Below are 16,629 nucleotides of genomic sequence, written 5' to 3' on the forward strand. Positions count from 1 at the left end.
ATCCATCTTTCTTTCGCTATGCTTGCCGCACCATGCGCCTGCTCCTCGTAGAAGACGACCCCATGATCGGCGAAGCCGTGCAGGACCTGCTGCGCGCGGAGGACTACGCCGTGGACTGGGTGCGCGACGGCGATGCCGCCGACACGGCCCTGCGCGCCAACGCCTACGACCTGGTGATGCTGGACCTGGGCCTGCCCAAGCGCGACGGCATCGCCGTGCTGCGCGACCTGCGCACGCGCAAGGACCGCACCCCCGTGCTGGTGGCCACCGCGCGCGACGCCGTGGCCCAGCGCATCGAGGGGCTCGACGCCGGGGCAGACGACTACGTGCTCAAGCCCTACGACCTCGATGAGCTGCTGGCCCGCATCCGCGCGCTGCTGCGCCGCGCTGCCGGCCGGGCCGAGCCGGTGTACGAGCACAAGGGCGTGAGCATCAACCCCAGCACCCGCGAGGCCAGCGTCAACGGCGTGCCCGTGGTCCTCTCGGGCCGCGAATGGGCAGTTCTGGAGCCGCTGCTCGCGCGCCCGGGCCTGGTGCTGTCGCGCCAGCAGCTCGAAGACAAGCTCTACGGCTGGGGCGACGAGGTCAGCAGCAACGCGGTGGAGGTGTACATCCACGGCCTGCGCAAGAAGCTGGGGGCGGACATCCTGTTGAACGTGCGCGGGGTCGGCTACCTCGTCCCGAAAGCATGACGATGACCACAACGCAGCCCAGGTCCTGGCGCACGGCGCTGCTGCCACGCTCCCTGCGCGCGCAGCTGCTGGTCTTTCTGCTCGCCGCCATCCTGCTTGCAGGCGCGGTGCAGGGCGTGCTGGCCTACCGCAGCGCGCTGGACGAGGCCGACTCGCTGTTCGACTACCACATGCAGCAGACCGCACTGGCCCTGCGCGCCGGCCTGCCGCCCGATGCGCGTGAGCTGGGGCAGGGCCTCTCGGGCGAGGACGAGAACCACGAATTCATCGTGCAGGTGTGGACCAACGAGGGCCTGCGCATCTTTGAATCCGCCGTGGGCGCGGCGCTGCCGCAGATCGCGGTGCTGGGCTTTGCCAACGTGCAGGCGCGCGGCGGCACCTACCGCGTGTTCTCGCTGCAGACGCGCTCGCAGGTCATCCAGGTGGCGCAGAACATGGCCGTGCGCAGCGGCATGGCGCGCGCCCTGGCCCTGCGCACGCTGGCCCCGCTGGCGGTGATGGCGCCGCTCTTGGTGCTGGCCGTGTGGTGGGGCGTGAGCCGATCCCTCGCGCCGGTGGAGCGCGTGCGCCGCCAGCTCGCGCGCCGCCAGGCCGACGACCTCTCGCCCGTGAGCGACGAGGAACTGCCCGACGAGGTGCAGCCCCTGGTGACCGAGCTCAACCTGCTGTTCGAGCGCGTGCAGGGCGCCTTTGCCGCGCAGCAGCACTTTGTGGCCGACGCCGCGCACGAACTGCGCTCGCCCCTGGCCGCGCTGCGGCTGCAGTTGCAAGGCCTGCAGCGCGCGGGCAACGACGATGCGGCGCGCGCCGTGGCCGTGGAGCGCCTGTCCGCTGGCATCGATCGCGCCACGCGCCTGGTGGAGCAACTGCTCACTCTGGCCCGGCAAGAGGCCGCTGCCGCCAGCCCGACCGAAACAGTGGACCTGCGCGCCGTAGCCCAGCTCGCCCTGGCCGACGCCGCCCCCGCCGCCCAGGCGCGCGGCATGGACATGGGCCTGCTCGACTCCGATGCAGCCCACATCCCTGGGCGCCCCGAGGCCCTGCGCATGCTGGTGCGCAACCTGCTCGACAACGCCGTGAAGTACACGCCCGAAGGCGGACAGGTGGACCTGCAGATCCAGCGCACGGCCGATGGCGCGGTGGAACTGGTGGTGGAAGACAGCGGCCCTGGCATCGCCCCCGAGCACCGCGAACGGGTGATGCAGCGCTTCGTGCGCGAAACCGCCGACAGCGCCCCCGGCAGCGGCCTGGGCCTGGCCATCGTGCAGGCCATCGCCCAGGCGCATGGCGCCACCGTGGCGCTCGATGCATCGCCCCGGCTCGGCGGGTTGCGGGTGGTGGTGCGGTTTCCTGTCACCGCCACGACTCCGGTCGCATAGGCAGCACACGCGGCGGCTGCATGGCCGCACAATGCGCCTCAACATCAAGGGGGCTGCATCGTATGAACTTCATCGTGTTGGGCGCAGGCGCCATTGGCTGCTACGTCGGAGGGCGCCTCGCGGCGCAGGGCCAAAGCGTCTGCCTGGTGGGCCGCCCCCACGCCATGGAACCCCTGGCGCGTGCAGGCCTTACCGTCACCGACCTCGACGGCTACCGCGCCCATGTGCCTGCCGCGCAGCTGCGCCTGGCCGGCACCCTGGCCGAGGCCGCGCCGGGCCCCGACTCCGTGATTTTGCTCTGCGTGAAAAGCGGCGCCACCGAGAGCGCCGCGCGCGAGCTGGCTGCGGCGTGCGCGCCCGGCACACCCGTCATCTCGCTGCAGAACGGCGTGGACAACGTGGCCCGCATCGCAGCGCAGGCCCCCGCCTTGAAAGCCCTGGCCGGCATGGTGCCCTACAACGTGGTGCTGCGCGGCGCCCAGGTGCACCGCGCCACGGCCGGCGCCATCCAGCTGCAGCGCGATGGCGCCACCGAGCCCGTGGCCGCAGTCTTCAACGCCGCCGGCCTGGCCACTGTGTTGCCCGATGACATCCGCGCCGTGCAATGGGGCAAGCTGCTGCTCAACCTGAACAACCCGGTCAATGCCCTGTCCAACCTGCCCCTGCGCGAGGAACTGCTCGACCGCGACTGCCGATACGTCTTCGCCGCCCTGCAGACCGAGGCCCTGGGCGTGATGGCGCGCGCCGGCATCACCCCCGCGCAGGTGACGGCCGTCTCACCGCGCATGCTGCCCCGGGTGATGCGCCTGCCCAACTGGCTGTTCACCCGCCTTGCCAAGCGCATGCTGCAGATCGACGCGAGCGCCCGATCCTCCATGTGGGACGACCTGGAGGCCGGGCGCGTGACCGAGATCGATGCGATCTGCGGCGCCGTGGTGCGGCTGGCTGCGCAGCATGGGGCGCAGGCGCCGCTCAGTGCGCGGATGTGTGAACTGCTCAGCGGGCCGAGGCTGCGGCTGACGGGGGTGGAGATGAAGCGGGCGGTGGGGCTGGGGTGATGCGCCCCCAGTGAGGCGGCGCTATGGCGGCGTGCCACCATCTGCCGCTGCAATCTCTTCAGCCTGCTTGCGCAGCGTATCCAGCATGCTGAAACCCATCAGCCCGCAGAACAGGGTGAAGGCCCAGAAGCCGTATACCCCCGCCTGCCACAAGCGCTCGCGTGCGAGCTTGTAGGCGCTGGAGTTGCCTCGAATCCAACGAAGCCTCCTGTCGAGGTCTTCCAATTGCTGCGCATCGAACCTTCCTCGGTCGATGTACTCGCGTTCAATGCCCTCCAATGCCACTTCCGTGCTGAGCTTGTCGAAGGGCACCTGCACAAAGCAGTAGGCGCTGAGGCACAGCGCCACGACAGCGAGAAACAGGTATCCAAAGGCGAATCTGCGCATTGAGTAATGGTGTGAAAAGGTTTGGAAAATGCGCTCTTGCAGGCATGGCGCCCACGGCAGGCATCAGTACGCGGGCTGGAGCACCGCAAAAGTCACGGTGCCGAGCAGCAGGATCATCCATGCAAAGAAAAGCAGGAGCATGCCGCGCACGTGCTGGATCGCTTTCTCCAGGGTCGTGCCCGTGACTGCGTGACGCAGGCTGGCAAGTGCGGCCCCGGCTTGCCATGTGCGCACGGCGGCTAGCGCGAAAACAAGCATGAAGCACCCATACATCACGATGGCGTACGGAACCCGGTTGCGCTGCTGGTCCATGGCTTGATGCAGGTCGAAATAGGCCGCTGTGAGCAGCGCAAGACACACCAGCCCATACACAACGGCGAGACCTCGCGCGGGAAGCGCGAGTTGGGCAAGCCGCGTGGCGGTGGCTTGAGAAAGAGGGATGTCGTCCGATGCCATGTCTTGGTGTGGGTGGGGTTGGCCTCTGCTTTCGGCCGCAATTCGCAGTCCAACGAGCCGCCTGCCGTCGATGCCCGCCGTGGTGGCTGGCAGGCCTGATCGGCCGAGCATACGCTGTACAGGCGCCGAAGGGGCTGCCGGGCGACTACGCTGGCACGTGCTCACTCCCGTCCCGCGTTGTGCTGAAATCCATGGTGCCAGCCCACCCAGCTTTTGACCATGCGCCCACTCCTGCTCCTTGTTGCCGCCACGCTGCAGGCGCCATCGCTGCCCGCCCTCGCCGCGCCACCGCGCATGGAGACGCTGGCGGTCGTCAGCCAACCCGACAACGGCTTGGCGCGCGCTTGCACGCCCGACCAGCTGTGCGTCGACATCGTCCCCTCCCAGCCCGGCTGCGAAGGCCAGGCCTGCACCACCGACGTCAGCCTGCAGTTGCCTGGCGGCCCGCGTGATGCGGCCCAGGCGGCCTACCGGATGGCGGGCGTGCCAATTGCGGGCGACAGCGTGTCGATGGAGCCATGGCCCAAGCTTATCCGCTTCGAGGGCGGCATCCTGGCAGGTGTGCTGGTGCAAGAGCGCAGCATGTACTCCGGCGGTGGGGCCAGTGCCACCACGCTGCACCTCATCGCCTTTGTGCCGGGCCAGCCACCGGTGGAGGTGCTGAGCGTGCCCCAAAACGGCAGCGCGACGATCCGGGCGTGCTTCAGCGAGCGCCACATGAAGCAGCGCGCCGGCGCCTGCCACGACGAATACACCTTCGAGGCCACCGTGGCCCTGGCGGGCGCATCCGCCGCGGGCATGCCGGTGCTGCGCTACCGCAGCAAGGCCACCTCGTTTCCGGGGCGCGTGTCACGGTCCAGGGACTCGCTGGCGGCGCGGCCCCTTCGCCAACGCGACCTCGTGACCGTGACCGACCCCCAGTGCAGCTACCAGCGGCTGTACCGCTTCACCCCGCAGGCCGGCACCTATGTGCCCGATGCGCCGGTGCCCGACTGCTCGAACTACACCGTGCCCTGAGCGTCGGGAGGCTCATCGGGGGGTGTAGCACTTGCCCCCCGCAATCGCCGCGGTGACGGCCAGCCCCAGGCTGGTCACATCGGGGTAGGACGATGCGGCCGCAGTGTCCTCCAGCAGGCACAGGTGGTTGGCCTTGCGCACCAGCACCACCGGGCGCGGCATGCTGACGGCCCTGGAGCTGTAGGTTCCCCAGTAGCCCACCAGCTCGCGGCTGGCGCTGGCTGCGCTGCGCAGGTCGGTGATCGAGAAGGCGCCGGCCAGGGGGCCCGTCATGGGGGTGCCCGGGCCGCTGCACTGTGCATTGCGGTAGCTGACCCCGCCAGCGCCTATCGACAGCGATGTCGGGGTGGCGTGGGAGACGCGCCACATGTCCGTGAGGGCGGTCCCGTCCGGCGTCACGCCGCATTGGTCGCGCTCCCATCCCCCGTCGGCCAGGGCGCCCTCGGGCACGCAGCGCACGGCCACGGTGTCCACCACGGCTCCGGTGACCGTGCCCGCGCCATTGCGCACCACACAGCCCAGCCCATCGGGCCGGGTCTTCACCGTGATGGCATAGGCCGCGCCGGCTGCCAGCGGTGTGGCAAAGGTGAAGCTGCCATCGGCCTGGACGGCCAAGTCCTCGCTGCCGTTGCGCAGCACCACCGCCTGGCCTGCGGGCACACCGCTGATGGTGCCGCCCAGCGTGTTGCGCTCGCCCGGCAGCACCACACAATCGACCAGCACCGAGGCGTTGGCCGTGGCCAGCGTGCCCGTGTTGCGCGCCGCCGTGCAGCGCTGGCCCGTGGGCTGGGTCTTGACCGTGACCGCGTAGGTGCTGCCCAGCGGCCAGCTCGCCGCCGTCTGCACGAAACCGTTGGTGCTGACGATGAAGTCGTCCGACCCATTGTTTTGCAGCACCAGGCTCTGGCCCGTGGCCAGCCCGGTCACCGAGACGCCCAGGGTCCGATAGTTCTCGCCGGGCACTGGCGGCATGGTGGTGTCGGGTCCGTCACTGCCGCCGCAGCCAGCCAGGGCCAGGGCCGCCGCCAACCCCAGCGGCGCAAGGCGCCAGGTCGTGGGGGCGGCGGGGATGGGTAAACGGCGGGCAGCGCGGGGCATGCGGCAAGCAGCAACAACGGGCATGGAAGGCTCCTCTCGAAGTGGTGGACATGTCGAATAGCGCATGGCACCTGGTTGGTATGCTTTCAGTGTGTCGCTGAATGGCCGTGCAGGCTTGTGATGGGTGTCACCGGGTCTGCCCCGGGGCGCCACCTTCAAGGTATCGAGATGTGTGCGGCGCGGCAGCGGGGGGTGGCCGCCCGAACGCGTGCATGCACCACCTCACGGCTTGTGCACCCGCGCCACCCGCAGTCGCCTGGTCCTGGCCCAATGCGATGGCGGCGAGCAGCCACGGACATCCCGCCCGCTCAGAAAATATTTGCCGGCAGCATGTCGAAGTCCGGCCCTTTCGCTCGTCGTAGAAAGGGCAGGCAGCCGCAGGGGCGCCCCACCTGCCCCCAAAATGCCATCCACCAAGGAGTCCATCCATGCCAGAGTCCAGCGCCAGCAAGAACGCCGCCCCCGCCGTCAAGGGCCCCGCCTCGTACTTCCCGTCCATCGAGGCCAAGTACGGCCAGCCCATCAGCCACTGGATGGAGGTGCTGCGCGCGGCAGGCGCGCGCAAGCACATGGAGTACGTCGCCTTGCTCAAGACCGACCACGGCATGGGCCACGGGCATGCCAATGCGCTGGTGGCGGTGTTCCTGGCGCAGGGCAGGTAGCGGGTCGGTAGGGGGCGGGCTGCCGTCGTACTCCACGATGGCATGGGTGCCCCTGCCGCTCACGTTGCGCCTGCCGCCCAGTTAGGGCCTGATGCCGTCCATCTGTGCCAGGCTTCGCTCGGCAGGACAGGCACCCATTTGGGTGAGGCATGCGCATACCCGGTGGGCTGTGGCACAGTGGAAAGGCCCCTCACCACCTTTTTTGCCTGCCCATGTCGCTGGTATCCGCCCTCGCTGTGCGCACCGTTGCCTGCAGCGACAGCCGACGTCACCATCTTCCGCACCAGCCGCGCGTCGGTCGACTGTCCCGTTGCCGTGGAGTCGGGGTGGGTGCGGGCGCCAGCGTGCCCCGGCCTGCCGGCCATCACCTGGGATGAAGACCTGAATGCCACTGCCCCCTGTCCTCGACCGATTCCTCGCGGCCCAGGAGCCTGTGTACGAGCGACGCGTGCTCGCCGAACTCACGGCCGGCAAGAAGCGCTCGCACTGGATGTGGTTCGTGTTCCCCCAGTACAAGGGCCTGGGGCACAGCGAGATGGCCGCTCGCTACGCCATCCAGTCGCGCGCGGAGGCCACGTCCTACCTCGCGCACCCCGTGCTGGGCAGCCGGCTGCGCGAGTGCTGCCAACTGCTGCTGGGGCTCAGCACCAGCGCGGCCACCGAGGTTCTGGGCAGCCCCGACGACCTCAAGCTGCGCTCCAGCATGACCCTGTTCAGCGCGGTGGCGCAGGCCGGGGCGGACCCGGTGTTCGATGCCGTCCTGGCCAAGTACTTCGCCGGCGAGAAGGATGCGCGCACGCTCGAACTGCTGGACGCCTAGGCTTTTTCAGTCCCGTGCGCATGCGCGCCGTGGCGCGGCCGCCGCTGGTGGGCTGAACGGGGCCGTTGGTCAGGCGCGTGCGCGCAGCCCCCGGCCCTGCGCAGACAATGCCGACCCATCGCTACTGCATGGAGACTTTCGATGAGCTACGTGGTCCATATCTGGGAGCACCCCCAGCCCACCAGCCTCACGGCAGCGGAGCGCGTGCACCAGTACCTCAGCGACCGGGCTTCGCCGCCGTACGCGAAGTGGCAGCAACTGCGCGACCAGATCGAGGCGCGCATGGCGGCGCAGGGCACGCCCAGGGAATGGATCGAGTACCCCATCGACCCCGGGCACTGCGAGCGCAGCTACGGCCTGGATTTCCACGGGCCCGAAAACTACCAGGAGGTGGTGGTGCAAAGCGCCACCGAACTCGGCTTCAGCGTCTACGACGACCAGGCGGCGCGGCTGTACCTGCCCTTCGGCTATGTGCTCACCTTCGACGGCCTCACGCGCTTTGACCGGGGCGACCGGGGCCTTGCGCCGCCCCGCATCGGCGCCGCAGACCGCGACGCCGTGATGGCGCGGTGCGAGGCGGCGTGGCGGCCGCGCTTCGAGGCCCTGGGGTTCAGTTTTCACCGCGGCGAGCCCGTTCACTCTGAAATCCCGCTGCTGGCCGAGCGCGTGGAGCCGATTGGCAAGCAGACCATCGCCATCAGCTTCCTGGACTTCAAGGAAGGCCTGTCTTTCGAGGTGATCGCGGCCATCGTGCCCGACCTGCCCCCGGCCGTGTTCGAGACCTGCGGCGGCGCCCGGCGCATGCAGGTGCGCGGCCGCGAGTACCGCGGCATCGCCGCCTTCATGCTCGACCATGGGCGCGGTCCGGAGTGGACGAGCATGGGCGGCTCCCTGCGCAGTGCCGAGTACGTGGACCGGCTGATCCCGGGGCTGTTCGAATACCTGGACAACGAGATCCTGCCCACGCTGCAGGCCTGCACCACGGTCGAAAGCATCCTGCACGCCGCCACCCACCCCGACGAAGGGCCCGGCGAACTGCTGCCCAGCCGGCTGCCCCTGGCCCTGGCCTGGCAGCAGGGCGACAGCGCGCTTGAAAATTTCTACGCGCAGTACGAGCAGGTGCTTTCGCACTGGGACAAGGACTGGGCGCGCGAGGCCTGCGATGCCCTGCGCGCCTTGCCGCGCCGCGCGGGGTAGATGGCCGGCGAACTGCGCCCAATCGAACTTGTGCGGGCCAGGAATCCCATCGTTCGCCTTGGCGGACTTGGCGTCCACCCATGCCTCCAATTCCTTGTGCGCCCGCTCTGCGCTCCGGTAGTTGGACTTGCAGGCACGGAGCCATTGCGGCGTCACGTCAACGCCCGAGCCCCAGGCAGCGCTGATGAATCTGAAGAATCCCTGCAGCGAGGCTTCACTGGCCTTGCCGCGAAGAAGGGTGCTCGCCTCGATGTTCGCGGAGAAGGCCGACCTGCGAGAGGTCCGCCCGTGGAACCTCTTCAGGCTTCACCAGGTGCCGCCATTGCATGAAGCAGGGAGTGCGCAGCGAGGCAGCCAGGGTGAGGGCCGATAGCGCTCACCGAGCGGCTAGACTGTCGCGGCCGGCCAGCACGGGCCCCGGGATAGCACCATGGAAAAGTTCATCAAAAGGGTTCGCAAGGACATCGCCGCCTTTGGCTGCTCCGTTATCGCCGTTGGGGACGAAGACCCGCCTTTCGCCTATACCGTGGGGCTGTGGTCGCGCTTCAAGCACCCTGAACTCATTTTTTTCGGTTTGCCCACAGACCTCACTGCGGACATTCTGAACGCCATCGCCGCGAAAATTGAGGCGGGAGCCGAGTTCAAGGTGTTCAGCCAGCTTCACGACGTGGGCGGAAAGTTCGGGCTGCACGTCAAACCCCTGCATGGCGTGCACCTGGACCGCTACTTCGGCTTTGGGCTGAGGTTCCACGGGCAGGAGTTCCCCATTGCCCAGGTGGTCTGGCCCGATCGGGCGGGGCGGTTTCCCGAAGAGCCTGGCCATGACCGGTCCTACGCGGCCCTGCAGCCCGTGCTGTCGGGCGCGCCCCATGTCCCTGACCAGGACGGATGATTCAGCAGGGCATGGCTTGCGGCTGGAGCAGCGCGATGTCCGGTATCGGGTTCTGCGCGATGCGATGCCATGCGATGCCGCGCCATCGCCGTAACATTCCCCCATGTACACGCGGCACACCAGAAACGCACCCGGCGACTTCTACGTGGAGGATGGCTGTTGCACCAGTTGCGAGATACCATTCGCCGAGGCGCCTGGGCACTTCGAGTACGCTGCAGATGGGCACTGCTTTGTCTGCAAGCAGCCCTCCACACCCGAAGAAGCAGACCTCATGGTCAGCGCGGCCTGGGCGTCTGAGGTGAGCTGTATTCGCTATGCAGGCAATGACCCGGAAATTCTGAAGAAATTCATCGCCGTGAAGGAGCAAGGTCTGTGCGACGTACTGCAACAAAAGACGGAGCCCGAAGCGCCACAGGACATGCCGGAGCGCAAGGCGGGCCCCCGCAAGGTGTGGTGGGCGGTGTGGCGCCGCTGATGCGGCAGGCCGCATGCAGCGGTCCGCGCCGATGATGAACGCACTCCTTGCCACCCTCCAGGCGCTCGAGGTGGAACTGCACCACCCCGGCGTGCGCTGCGATGCCCAGCGCCTGGCGCAACTGCTGCACACCGATTTCCATGAAGTGGGTCGCTCGGGCCGGCAGTATGACCGGGCCACCGTCGTGCGCTTTCTGGGCGAGCAGGTGGCGCCTCCCCCGGTCCTCTCGGACCACTTCGCGGTGCAAGCACTGGGGCCGGGCATCGCCTTGCTGACCTACCGCTCGGCGCTTCGTCGGCCAGATACCACGCTCGAAAACCATACCCTGCGCTCTTCGGTCTGGGTGCAGCAGGATGGCCTGTGGCAGCTCCTCTACCACCAGGGCACGCCCGCTGCCGAGCTCTGGTAGGCCACCAGCCGGCCCGCAGTGGCGGCCCGCTGCTGCCCTGAGCGCCGAGCGCGCCGCCTACGCCGGCCCACCCCCACCCAACGGCACCTGCAAGCCCGCCTTCAAGCACCCCAGCGACACCGACGTGCGAAACCGCCGCACGTTGTCATCGCCCTCGAACAGGCGGCGCGTGAGGGCCTCGTAGTCGGCCATCGACGCCACCGTCACCACCAGCAGGTAATCGGCCTCGCCGGTCACGCAGTAGCACTGCTGCACGGCAGCCTCGGTGGCGATGCGCGCGCGCAGCGGGGCGGTGCGGTCGGGGCGCTCGTTCTCCAGGTGCACCTCGACCATGATGGTCAGGGGCAGGCCCACCTTCTCGGGGTCGATCACGGCCACGTTGGCGCGGATCACGCCGGTCTGCTCCAGCCGCTGGATGCGCCGCTGCACCGCCGGCGCCGACAGGTGCACAGCCTGAGCGATGGCGCGTTGGGGCGTGGTGTTGTCGCGCTGCAGGATGTCGAGGATGGCCAGGTCGAAGGCGTCGAGGGCAGGGGCTGCGGGCATGGCGGTCTGATCCTCGGTAAGGGCAGGCGGGGGTTTTTGGTATGCGGGCGAGCGAAAATTGCGTGGCGTGGACGAATTTCGAGCCAAAAGCACGCCACACCCGCACTATATTTTCAGCCATGTTCTCCTCCCTGTTGCACCGCTACCAGCGCTTCGTTCCCTTCCTGGCCGTGCTCGGCGCCGTCACGGCCCTTGGCATCGGCACCTCGTGGGCCAAGCACTACCTGTTTCCGCTGGTGGGCGCGCAGGGCACCACGGCCGTGCGCGTGGGCTTTTCGGCGCTGCTGCTCTTGCTGCTGTGGCGGCCCTGGCGCTGGGAGCTGTCGCGCAAGGACCTGCGCGCCACCATGCTCTACGGCGCCATGCTGGGCGCCACCAACCTCACGTTCTACATGTCGCTGCGCACGCTGCCCTTCGGGCTGGCCGTGGCCATCGAGTTCTCGGGCCCGCTGCTCATGGCCGTGCTGTCCTCGCGCCGCGCCATCGATTTTGTCTGGGTGGCCCTGGCCGTGGTGGGCCTGGGCATGCTGCTGCCCCTGGGCGGAATGAACGGCAGCACGCTGGACCCCACGGGGGTGGCCTACGCGCTGGCGGCCGCCACCTTCTGGGCGCTTTACATCGTGTTCGGCAAGCGCGTGGGGCACCTACACGCGGGGCACTCCGTCTCGCTGGGCCTGCTGGCCGCGGCCGTGGTGGTGGTGCCCGTGGGCGTGGTGCATGCCGGCACCGCGCTGCTGTCGCCGTACGTGCTGCTGGTCGGTCTGGGCGTGGCAGCCGTCTCCAGCGCCATCCCCATCTCGTTGGAGATGATGGCTCTCAAGCGCCTGCCCAAGGAGGCCTTCGGCATCATGATCAGCATGGAGCCCGCTGTTGCCGCCCTGCTGGCCCTGCTGCTGCTGGGCGAGGTGCTCACGTTCAACCAGTGGCTGGCCATCGCGCTGATCATGTCGGCGTCGATGGGGACGGCGATGACGGCGCGAAGACCGGAGCAGGCGACGCTGCAACCGGCATAGCCGCGCCGAGGGAGGCGGGCTTGCCGCCTGGCCATTCTGCGCTGGCACCCGCCTGCGCGCGTTGCTACATTGCGCTACGCCAGGGCCCGCTCGCAGGCGCAGCGGCAGCCGCGTCGGCCCTCCCCAACCTGAAGCCCCTCTGCATGACCATCCCCGCCAGCAACACCCGCTACCCTCCACGCCGCCTGGGCACGACACATGTGCCAGTGCGGCCATCGCGCCTGGCCAGCGCCGTGCAGCGCCTGGGCAACTGGGCAGCGGGCCTGCGCCTGTTGCCTGTGCTTGCCGTGTGCGGCAGTGCCCACGCCGCGCCCGAGCCCCCTGTCGTGCCGCCAGGGCTCCAGGCGTGCTCCATCGTGCAAGCGCGTGCGGTGCCCGGCGGGGCCGTGCTGCGGTTCCAAGAGAAGGAGTGGCGCTATCGCGACTCACTGGGCAACGCGGGACGGATCGATCGCCGCGGGGTCACCCGCTTCTCTCAACGGCCCAGCGATCCGGACTTTCCTCCCGAGCCGACCCTTGCCGTGCAAAGCGGTGCAATGCTCACTCTGTTCGAGCACCACTTCGGCTGCACCGTGTCGGTGGACACCGTGGACGGCCGCACCGTGCTCAGGATCCGCAGCTCCTTCAGCTACCCCGGCCACCCGGGCCGCAAGGACGAGTACGAGGTGCCGCTGTAGGGCAGGCGGGCAGGCAGCCGCTTGTACTCGCTTCCTCTTGGGCGCCTGCTAGCCGCCTCCGGCAGAATCCGCCCAGGCACTGGAGTGCATCCCGCTCGCCAATGCCGGCATCGCAAGGAGAAAGATCAGTGACACGAATGATGGGCATGGCCCTGCTCGTTCCTCGGGCCCTGCGCGCTGCGGGCCTGCGCATGCGCCTGATAGGCGGCCCGGTGCTGGCTCTGTCTCTGTCGGCGGGACTGACCCTGTCGGGATGTGCCCCCCCGGATGCCCCTGCCGCCGTGATGGCCGATGGCAAGATCTCGGAGGTCCGCAACTGCCCGCCTTCGGATGCCAAGTACGAAGTGGAATGCCTTCGCCTGGTGTGCGAGAAGGTCCTGTATGAACGGGGAACGATCCCGGCGGGTGCGCGCGTCATTGCGGCCCAGGGTAGGTACGGCATGTCCGACATGCCTGGAAAGACCTGGCACCAGGTGAAGTTTTCCCAGGCCGATGGCTACGGGTACGCGGAGTGCGAAATGCAGGGCAGGGACGTGGTCGCCGCGCACGGCCTGAGGGCACGCGACCAGAAATGGTAGGAGCCGAGCAGGCGCCGCCAGGCACGCGTGCATGCATGCCTGAGTTGTCAGTGCGCGCCAGCCGACACGCCACCCGCAAGCAGCGCGGTACGGCACCCTCTACAGCACCTTGCCAAAGGTGGCTGCCCCCAGCGAGCGATGGGCGCCCCCGCATCACTCCACCACCAGCAACACCTTGCCAATGGCCTGCCGGCCCTCCAGCGCCCGGTGGGCCTGTGCGCCGTCGCGCAGCGCAAAGCGGTGCGCGATGCGCAGCTGCAGCTCGCCCGCCTGGAGCGCGGCGAACAGCTGCGCCGCGCGCGAACGGCGTTCCTGCGCGCTGGTGAGAACGTTCCACAGGTCGCCGCCCACCAGCGCCAGTGAACGGTCCATCAGCAGGCGCGGGTCCACCGGCGCCGGGTCGCCTGCGGCCATGCCGTAGAAAACGATGGTGCCGCCGGTGCGCGCGGCGGCCAGGCTGTCGGGCAAGGTGGTGCCCACCGAGTCGTACACCAAGTCCGCCCCGCGCCCGCCGGTAATCGCCTGCACGGCCTGCAGCCAGCCCTCGGTGGGGATGACCGCCGCCACGCTGGCGTCCGCGCCCAGCACCTCGCGCACTGCCTGGCGCTTGGCCTCGGTCGATGCGATGGCGACAACCCGCGCGCCCAGGCCGCGCAGCATCTGCGCGAGCAGCAGCCCCACGCCGCCCGCCGCTGCATGCACCACGGCCCAGTCCCCTGGGCGAACCGCATAGCTGTCACGGCACAGGTACTGCGCCGTCAGGCCCTGCAGCAGGCTGCCCGCGGCCGTCTCGAACGAGATCGCGTCGGGCAGGGGGATCAACCGGTCGACATCCACCGCGCACAGCTCGGCATTGGCGAACGGGCTGTCGGCAAAACCCACCCGCTGCCCGGGCTGCAAGCCGCTGCCCGGCGGCGCGCTGATCACCTCGCCCGCGCCCTCGTAGCCCAGCACCCATGGCGGCGACCCGGCCAGGTGGTAATTGCCCTTGCGCCGGTACACATCGGCAAAGTTCAGCCCCACGGCCCGCATGCGCACCAGCGCCTGGCCGGGCGCCGGGGTCGGCTCGGGCACCACTTCATGGCGCAGGACGTCGGCATCGCCGAACTGGTGGAAGACGAGTGCGTACATGGCGGGGCCTTTCTGTGGCGGGCGGACGGGGGAATGGCAACGAAGCGAATTTTTCTCCTGCCATGGGCTGGGGGCAGCCCACCGGGCACCGCTGTGGCATGGCGGGCCGTGGCATGTGAAGGCAGTCAGGTTAGCACCGGCAGGCCGGTGCAGCGAGGAGCTTGGGCTGCATTCAGTCGGTAGAAAAACTGCTGGCTTGGCGGGGGTGGCGCCAGCAATGAGGTGGGTATATACTGAACTTAATGGTTCAGTATTCGGATGCCCACCTCGATGCCGCCTTTGCTGCGCTGGCCGACTCCACCCGGCGTGGCGTGCTGCAGCAGCTCGGGCGCGCCGATGCGTCCATCACCGAGCTGGCCGCCAAGTTCGGCATGACCCTCACGGGGATGAAAAAGCACATCGGCGTGCTGGAGCAGGCCGGGCTGGTCACCACGCAGAAGCTCGGGCGTGTGCGCCACTGCCAGTTGGGCCCGCACCCGCTGGAGGCGCAGGCGCTGTGGATCGAGCAGCACCGCCAGCTCTGGCATGCCCGCTTCGACGCGCTGGACCAGGTGGTCGAGGAATTGCAACACCAGGAGAAAACCGATGGACGCAGGAAACACAACTAGCCAGCCCGCCTCTCCGCAGCACCGCCTGTCGGTGGAGCGCAAGTCCGAGCGTGAACTGGTCGTCACGCGCACCATCCAGGCCCCGCCGCGCACAGTGTTCAAGGCCTGGACCGATGCCGCGCTGTTCCAGCGCTGGTGGGTGCCCCAATCCTTTGGCCTGGCGCTGCTGTCCTGCGAGCTTGACGTTCGTGTGGGCGGCAGCTACCGCCTGGTGTTCAGCCACCCCGACGCGCCGCAGGGCATGGCCTTCCACGGCCGCTACCTGGAAGTGGCACCGCCCTCGCGCCTGGCCTGGACCAATGACGAAGCCGGCGGCAGCGGCCAGGTCACCACCGTCACCTTCGAGGAACAGCCAGCGGGGCACACGCTGCTCGTCGTGCACGACCTCTACCCTTCCAAGGAGGCGCTCGACGCCGAGATCGCCGCCGGCAGCACGGGCTGGAACGACGAGACATTCGACCAGCTTGACGCGCTGGTCGGCCCTACAGGTTGTTGAGCCCGACAGGCCCTACTCCTTGATATTGACGGTTTGCACCACCTTCTGGTTGCGTGCGTATTCGGCCTGCACGAAGCGGGCCAGGTCCTGTGCCGAGCCGCTGCCCGGCAGCGCGCCCTGTTCCTGCAGCTTGGTGCGGACTTCGGGGGTGTTGAGCACCGCGTTGAGCTCCTGGTTCAGGCGCGCGACGATGGGCGCGGGCGTTTGCGCGGGGGCGAACAGGCCGGTCCAGGCCACCGGGGCGTAGCCTTTGAGGCCAGGCATTTCGTCGAAGGTGGGCACGTTGGGCAGCGATTCGAGGCGCTTGGTGCCGGTCACGCCCAGGGCCTTGAGCTTGCCGCTCTGCACGTAGCCGGGCACCGCGCCGGCGCTGATGAGCATGGCGGTGTCCACCTGCTCACCGATCACGTCGGTGGCGATCTGCGCTGCGCCACGGTAGGGGATGTGCGTGACGAAAATGCCGCTGCGCTGCTTGAGCAGTTCCATCGACAGGTGCAGCACCGTGCCCACGCCCGAGGTGGCATAGCTGGTCTTGCCGGGCGAGGCCTTGGCGAGCTTGACGAAGTCGGCATAGCTCGCCACGCCCAGGCCGGGCCGCGCCACCAGCACCATGGGGGCCGTGTTCACCATGCCCACGGCCACCAGGTCCTTGAGCGGATCGAACTTGTACGCGGCGGGGTTGACCAGCTTGCCGATCGCAATCGTGCTGTCGGGCGCGGCCACGATGGTGTAGCCGTCGGGCGACGCCGCGGCCGCCTTGGCCACTCCGATCGCGCCGCCGGCACCGCTCACGTTCTCGATCACCACCGACTGCTTGAGGCGCTCCGCCAGCCGCGTGGCCACCAGGCGCGCCACGAAGTCCACGCTGCCGCCGGCGGAGTACGGAACGATCAGCGTGATGGGTTTGGCAGCAGGCCAGGCGGGCGCCTGGGTCTGTGCCTGCGCCGTGCCCAGGGCCAGCAAGGGCAGGGTAGCGAGCAGAGGGGCAGCAATGTATCGCATGTTGGGGGTCTTTCGGGGTAAGGGGGCTGTGGGGGG

General features: G+C 68.9%; 21 protein-coding genes. 15 read left to right on the top strand and 6 right to left on the bottom strand.

The genetic code is table 11. The features are described from left to right. Positions 1-32: 32 nt before the first annotated feature. From AC07PA_RS12460 to AC07PA_RS12470, 3 genes are all read left to right on the top strand, one after another. Entirely contained in the window at positions 33-692 is a 660-nt protein-coding gene (locus tag AC07PA_RS12460; RefSeq protein WP_145695734.1) for a response regulator transcription factor, read from the top strand. Next, positions 689-2,071: an ATP-binding protein gene (locus AC07PA_RS12465; RefSeq protein WP_494605730.1), complete on the top strand. Its 1,383-nt coding sequence runs from the start codon at positions 689-691 to the stop codon at positions 2,069-2,071. The genes AC07PA_RS12460 and AC07PA_RS12465 overlap by 4 nt, the downstream gene beginning before the upstream one ends. A 62-nt stretch (positions 2,072-2,133) precedes the next feature. Next, entirely contained in the window at positions 2,134-3,129 is a 996-nt protein-coding gene (locus AC07PA_RS12470) for a 2-dehydropantoate 2-reductase (protein ID WP_494605732.1), read from the top strand. Between the two features lie 21 nt (positions 3,130-3,150). Here AC07PA_RS12470 and AC07PA_RS12475 read toward each other — a convergent pair whose 3' ends face one another. Together AC07PA_RS12475 and AC07PA_RS12480 are read right to left on the bottom strand one after the other, a co-directional pair. After that, positions 3,151-3,516 carry a hypothetical protein gene (locus AC07PA_RS12475; RefSeq protein WP_494605734.1) on the bottom strand — a complete coding sequence of 122 codons (366 nt, stop codon included), beginning with the start codon at positions 3,514-3,516 and terminating at the stop codon, positions 3,151-3,153. 63 nt (positions 3,517-3,579) lie between these two features. Then, positions 3,580-3,972, bottom strand: coding sequence for a hypothetical protein (locus tag AC07PA_RS12480; protein WP_145695730.1), 393 nt, complete (start codon positions 3,970-3,972; stop codon positions 3,580-3,582). A gap of 219 nt (positions 3,973-4,191) precedes the next feature. Between AC07PA_RS12480 and AC07PA_RS12485 the strand changes: the two genes are divergently transcribed. Next, positions 4,192-4,989, top strand: a complete 798-nt coding sequence (locus tag AC07PA_RS12485) for a hypothetical protein (protein WP_494605736.1) — start codon at positions 4,192-4,194, stop codon at positions 4,987-4,989. Positions 4,990-5,001: 12 nt separating this feature from the next. On the opposite strand, the gene AC07PA_RS12490 is transcribed toward AC07PA_RS12485, so the two are convergent. Next, entirely contained in the window at positions 5,002-6,111 is a 1,110-nt protein-coding gene (locus AC07PA_RS12490) for a hypothetical protein (RefSeq protein ID WP_494605738.1), read from the bottom strand. A 404-nt stretch (positions 6,112-6,515) separates the two neighbouring features. Here AC07PA_RS12490 and AC07PA_RS12495 point away from each other — a divergent pair, with 404 nt between their 5' ends. The 6 genes from AC07PA_RS12495 to AC07PA_RS12520 all read left to right on the top strand — a co-directional run bounded on the left by AC07PA_RS12495 (position 6,516) and on the right by AC07PA_RS12520 (position 10,542). Then, on the top strand, positions 6,516-6,749 hold the full coding sequence (locus AC07PA_RS12495) for a DUF4287 domain-containing protein (RefSeq protein WP_007853031.1): 234 nt from the start codon (positions 6,516-6,518) through the stop codon (positions 6,747-6,749). 385 nt (positions 6,750-7,134) lie between these two features. Continuing rightward, positions 7,135-7,569, top strand: coding sequence for a DUF1810 domain-containing protein (locus AC07PA_RS12500; protein WP_007853028.1), 435 nt, complete (start codon positions 7,135-7,137; stop codon positions 7,567-7,569). A 141-nt stretch (positions 7,570-7,710) separates the two neighbouring features. After that, positions 7,711-8,766, top strand: coding sequence for a hypothetical protein (locus AC07PA_RS12505; protein ID WP_494605741.1), 1,056 nt, complete (start codon positions 7,711-7,713; stop codon positions 8,764-8,766). A gap of 430 nt (positions 8,767-9,196) precedes the next feature. Continuing rightward, positions 9,197-9,658, top strand: coding sequence for a DUF4262 domain-containing protein (locus tag AC07PA_RS12510; RefSeq protein ID WP_494605743.1), 462 nt, complete (start codon positions 9,197-9,199; stop codon positions 9,656-9,658). A 103-nt stretch (positions 9,659-9,761) separates the two neighbouring features. Next, positions 9,762-10,133, top strand: a complete 372-nt coding sequence (locus AC07PA_RS12515; protein WP_007853021.1) for a ferredoxin — start codon at positions 9,762-9,764, stop codon at positions 10,131-10,133. Positions 10,134-10,167: 34 nt separating this feature from the next. Next, complete coding sequence (locus tag AC07PA_RS12520; RefSeq protein WP_494605745.1) at positions 10,168-10,542, top strand: nuclear transport factor 2 family protein; 375 nt, start codon at positions 10,168-10,170, stop codon at positions 10,540-10,542. Between the two features lie 57 nt (positions 10,543-10,599). On the opposite strand, the gene AC07PA_RS12525 is transcribed toward AC07PA_RS12520, so the two are convergent. Continuing rightward, entirely contained in the window at positions 10,600-11,088 is a 489-nt protein-coding gene (locus AC07PA_RS12525; protein ID WP_494605747.1) for an Lrp/AsnC family transcriptional regulator, read from the bottom strand. A gap of 119 nt (positions 11,089-11,207) precedes the next feature. On the opposite strand from AC07PA_RS12525, the gene AC07PA_RS12530 reads away from it, so the two are divergent. The 3 genes from AC07PA_RS12530 to AC07PA_RS12540 all read left to right on the top strand — a co-directional run bounded on the left by AC07PA_RS12530 (position 11,208) and on the right by AC07PA_RS12540 (position 13,356). After that, on the top strand, positions 11,208-12,101 hold the full coding sequence (locus tag AC07PA_RS12530; protein WP_494605749.1) for an EamA family transporter: 894 nt from the start codon (positions 11,208-11,210) through the stop codon (positions 12,099-12,101). Between the two features lie 143 nt (positions 12,102-12,244). Beyond that, the gene (locus tag AC07PA_RS12535; RefSeq protein ID WP_494605751.1) at positions 12,245-12,778 is read left to right on the top strand and encodes a hypothetical protein; all 534 of its coding nucleotides are present in this window, start codon (positions 12,245-12,247) and stop codon (positions 12,776-12,778) included. Between the two features lie 128 nt (positions 12,779-12,906). Further along, entirely contained in the window at positions 12,907-13,356 is a 450-nt protein-coding gene (locus tag AC07PA_RS12540) for a hypothetical protein (RefSeq protein WP_494605753.1), read from the top strand. A gap of 153 nt (positions 13,357-13,509) precedes the next feature. On the opposite strand, the gene AC07PA_RS12545 is transcribed toward AC07PA_RS12540, so the two are convergent. Further along, positions 13,510-14,487, bottom strand: coding sequence for a quinone oxidoreductase family protein (locus tag AC07PA_RS12545; protein WP_494605755.1), 978 nt, complete (start codon positions 14,485-14,487; stop codon positions 13,510-13,512). Positions 14,488-14,729: 242 nt separating this feature from the next. On the opposite strand from AC07PA_RS12545, the gene AC07PA_RS12550 reads away from it, so the two are divergent. After that, positions 14,730-15,095, top strand: a complete 366-nt coding sequence (locus AC07PA_RS12550; RefSeq protein WP_007852988.1) for an ArsR/SmtB family transcription factor — start codon at positions 14,730-14,732, stop codon at positions 15,093-15,095. Continuing rightward, positions 15,073-15,591, top strand: coding sequence for an SRPBCC family protein (locus tag AC07PA_RS12555; RefSeq protein WP_494605757.1), 519 nt, complete (start codon positions 15,073-15,075; stop codon positions 15,589-15,591). Before AC07PA_RS12550 ends, AC07PA_RS12555 begins: the two co-directional genes overlap by 23 nt. Before the next feature lie 12 nt (positions 15,592-15,603). Here the strand turns inward: AC07PA_RS12555 and AC07PA_RS12560 are convergent, their stop codons facing one another. Next, positions 15,604-16,593 (bottom strand): Bug family tripartite tricarboxylate transporter substrate binding protein, encoded by a 990-nt coding sequence (locus tag AC07PA_RS12560; protein WP_494605759.1) that lies wholly within the window; start codon positions 16,591-16,593, stop codon positions 15,604-15,606. Positions 16,594-16,629 lie beyond the last annotated feature (36 nt).

The sequence above is a fragment of the Acidovorax sp. GW821-FHT09B03 genome (assembly GCF_059418305.1).

What these genes read in the sequence shown, in the direction of transcription:
- AC07PA_RS12460 (WP_145695734.1), top strand. Translation starts at nt 33, where the DNA reads ATGCGCCTGCTCCTCGTAGAAGACGACCCCATGATCGGCGAAGCCGTG.
- AC07PA_RS12465 (WP_494605730.1), top strand. Translation starts at nt 689, where the DNA reads ATGACGATGACCACAACGCAGCCCAGGTCCTGGCGCACGGCGCTGCTG.
- AC07PA_RS12470 (WP_494605732.1), top strand. Translation starts at nt 2,134, where the DNA reads ATGAACTTCATCGTGTTGGGCGCAGGCGCCATTGGCTGCTACGTCGGA.
- AC07PA_RS12475 (WP_494605734.1), bottom strand. Translation starts at nt 3,516, where the DNA reads ATGCGCAGATTCGCCTTTGGATACCTGTTTCTCGCTGTCGTGGCGCTG.
- AC07PA_RS12480 (WP_145695730.1), bottom strand. Translation starts at nt 3,972, where the DNA reads ATGGCATCGGACGACATCCCTCTTTCTCAAGCCACCGCCACGCGGCTT.
- AC07PA_RS12485 (WP_494605736.1), top strand. Translation starts at nt 4,192, where the DNA reads ATGCGCCCACTCCTGCTCCTTGTTGCCGCCACGCTGCAGGCGCCATCG.
- AC07PA_RS12490 (WP_494605738.1), bottom strand. Translation starts at nt 6,111, where the DNA reads ATGCCCGTTGTTGCTGCTTGCCGCATGCCCCGCGCTGCCCGCCGTTTA.
- AC07PA_RS12495 (WP_007853031.1), top strand. Translation starts at nt 6,516, where the DNA reads ATGCCAGAGTCCAGCGCCAGCAAGAACGCCGCCCCCGCCGTCAAGGGC.
- AC07PA_RS12500 (WP_007853028.1), top strand. Translation starts at nt 7,135, where the DNA reads ATGCCACTGCCCCCTGTCCTCGACCGATTCCTCGCGGCCCAGGAGCCT.
- AC07PA_RS12505 (WP_494605741.1), top strand. Translation starts at nt 7,711, where the DNA reads ATGAGCTACGTGGTCCATATCTGGGAGCACCCCCAGCCCACCAGCCTC.
- AC07PA_RS12510 (WP_494605743.1), top strand. Translation starts at nt 9,197, where the DNA reads ATGGAAAAGTTCATCAAAAGGGTTCGCAAGGACATCGCCGCCTTTGGC.
- AC07PA_RS12515 (WP_007853021.1), top strand. Translation starts at nt 9,762, where the DNA reads ATGTACACGCGGCACACCAGAAACGCACCCGGCGACTTCTACGTGGAG.
- AC07PA_RS12520 (WP_494605745.1), top strand. Translation starts at nt 10,168, where the DNA reads ATGAACGCACTCCTTGCCACCCTCCAGGCGCTCGAGGTGGAACTGCAC.
- AC07PA_RS12525 (WP_494605747.1), bottom strand. Translation starts at nt 11,088, where the DNA reads ATGCCCGCAGCCCCTGCCCTCGACGCCTTCGACCTGGCCATCCTCGAC.
- AC07PA_RS12530 (WP_494605749.1), top strand. Translation starts at nt 11,208, where the DNA reads ATGTTCTCCTCCCTGTTGCACCGCTACCAGCGCTTCGTTCCCTTCCTG.
- AC07PA_RS12535 (WP_494605751.1), top strand. Translation starts at nt 12,245, where the DNA reads ATGACCATCCCCGCCAGCAACACCCGCTACCCTCCACGCCGCCTGGGC.
- AC07PA_RS12545 (WP_494605755.1), bottom strand. Translation starts at nt 14,487, where the DNA reads ATGTACGCACTCGTCTTCCACCAGTTCGGCGATGCCGACGTCCTGCGC.
- AC07PA_RS12550 (WP_007852988.1), top strand. Translation starts at nt 14,730, where the DNA reads ATGGTTCAGTATTCGGATGCCCACCTCGATGCCGCCTTTGCTGCGCTG.
- AC07PA_RS12555 (WP_494605757.1), top strand. Translation starts at nt 15,073, where the DNA reads ATGGACGCAGGAAACACAACTAGCCAGCCCGCCTCTCCGCAGCACCGC.
- AC07PA_RS12560 (WP_494605759.1), bottom strand. Translation starts at nt 16,593, where the DNA reads ATGCGATACATTGCTGCCCCTCTGCTCGCTACCCTGCCCTTGCTGGCC.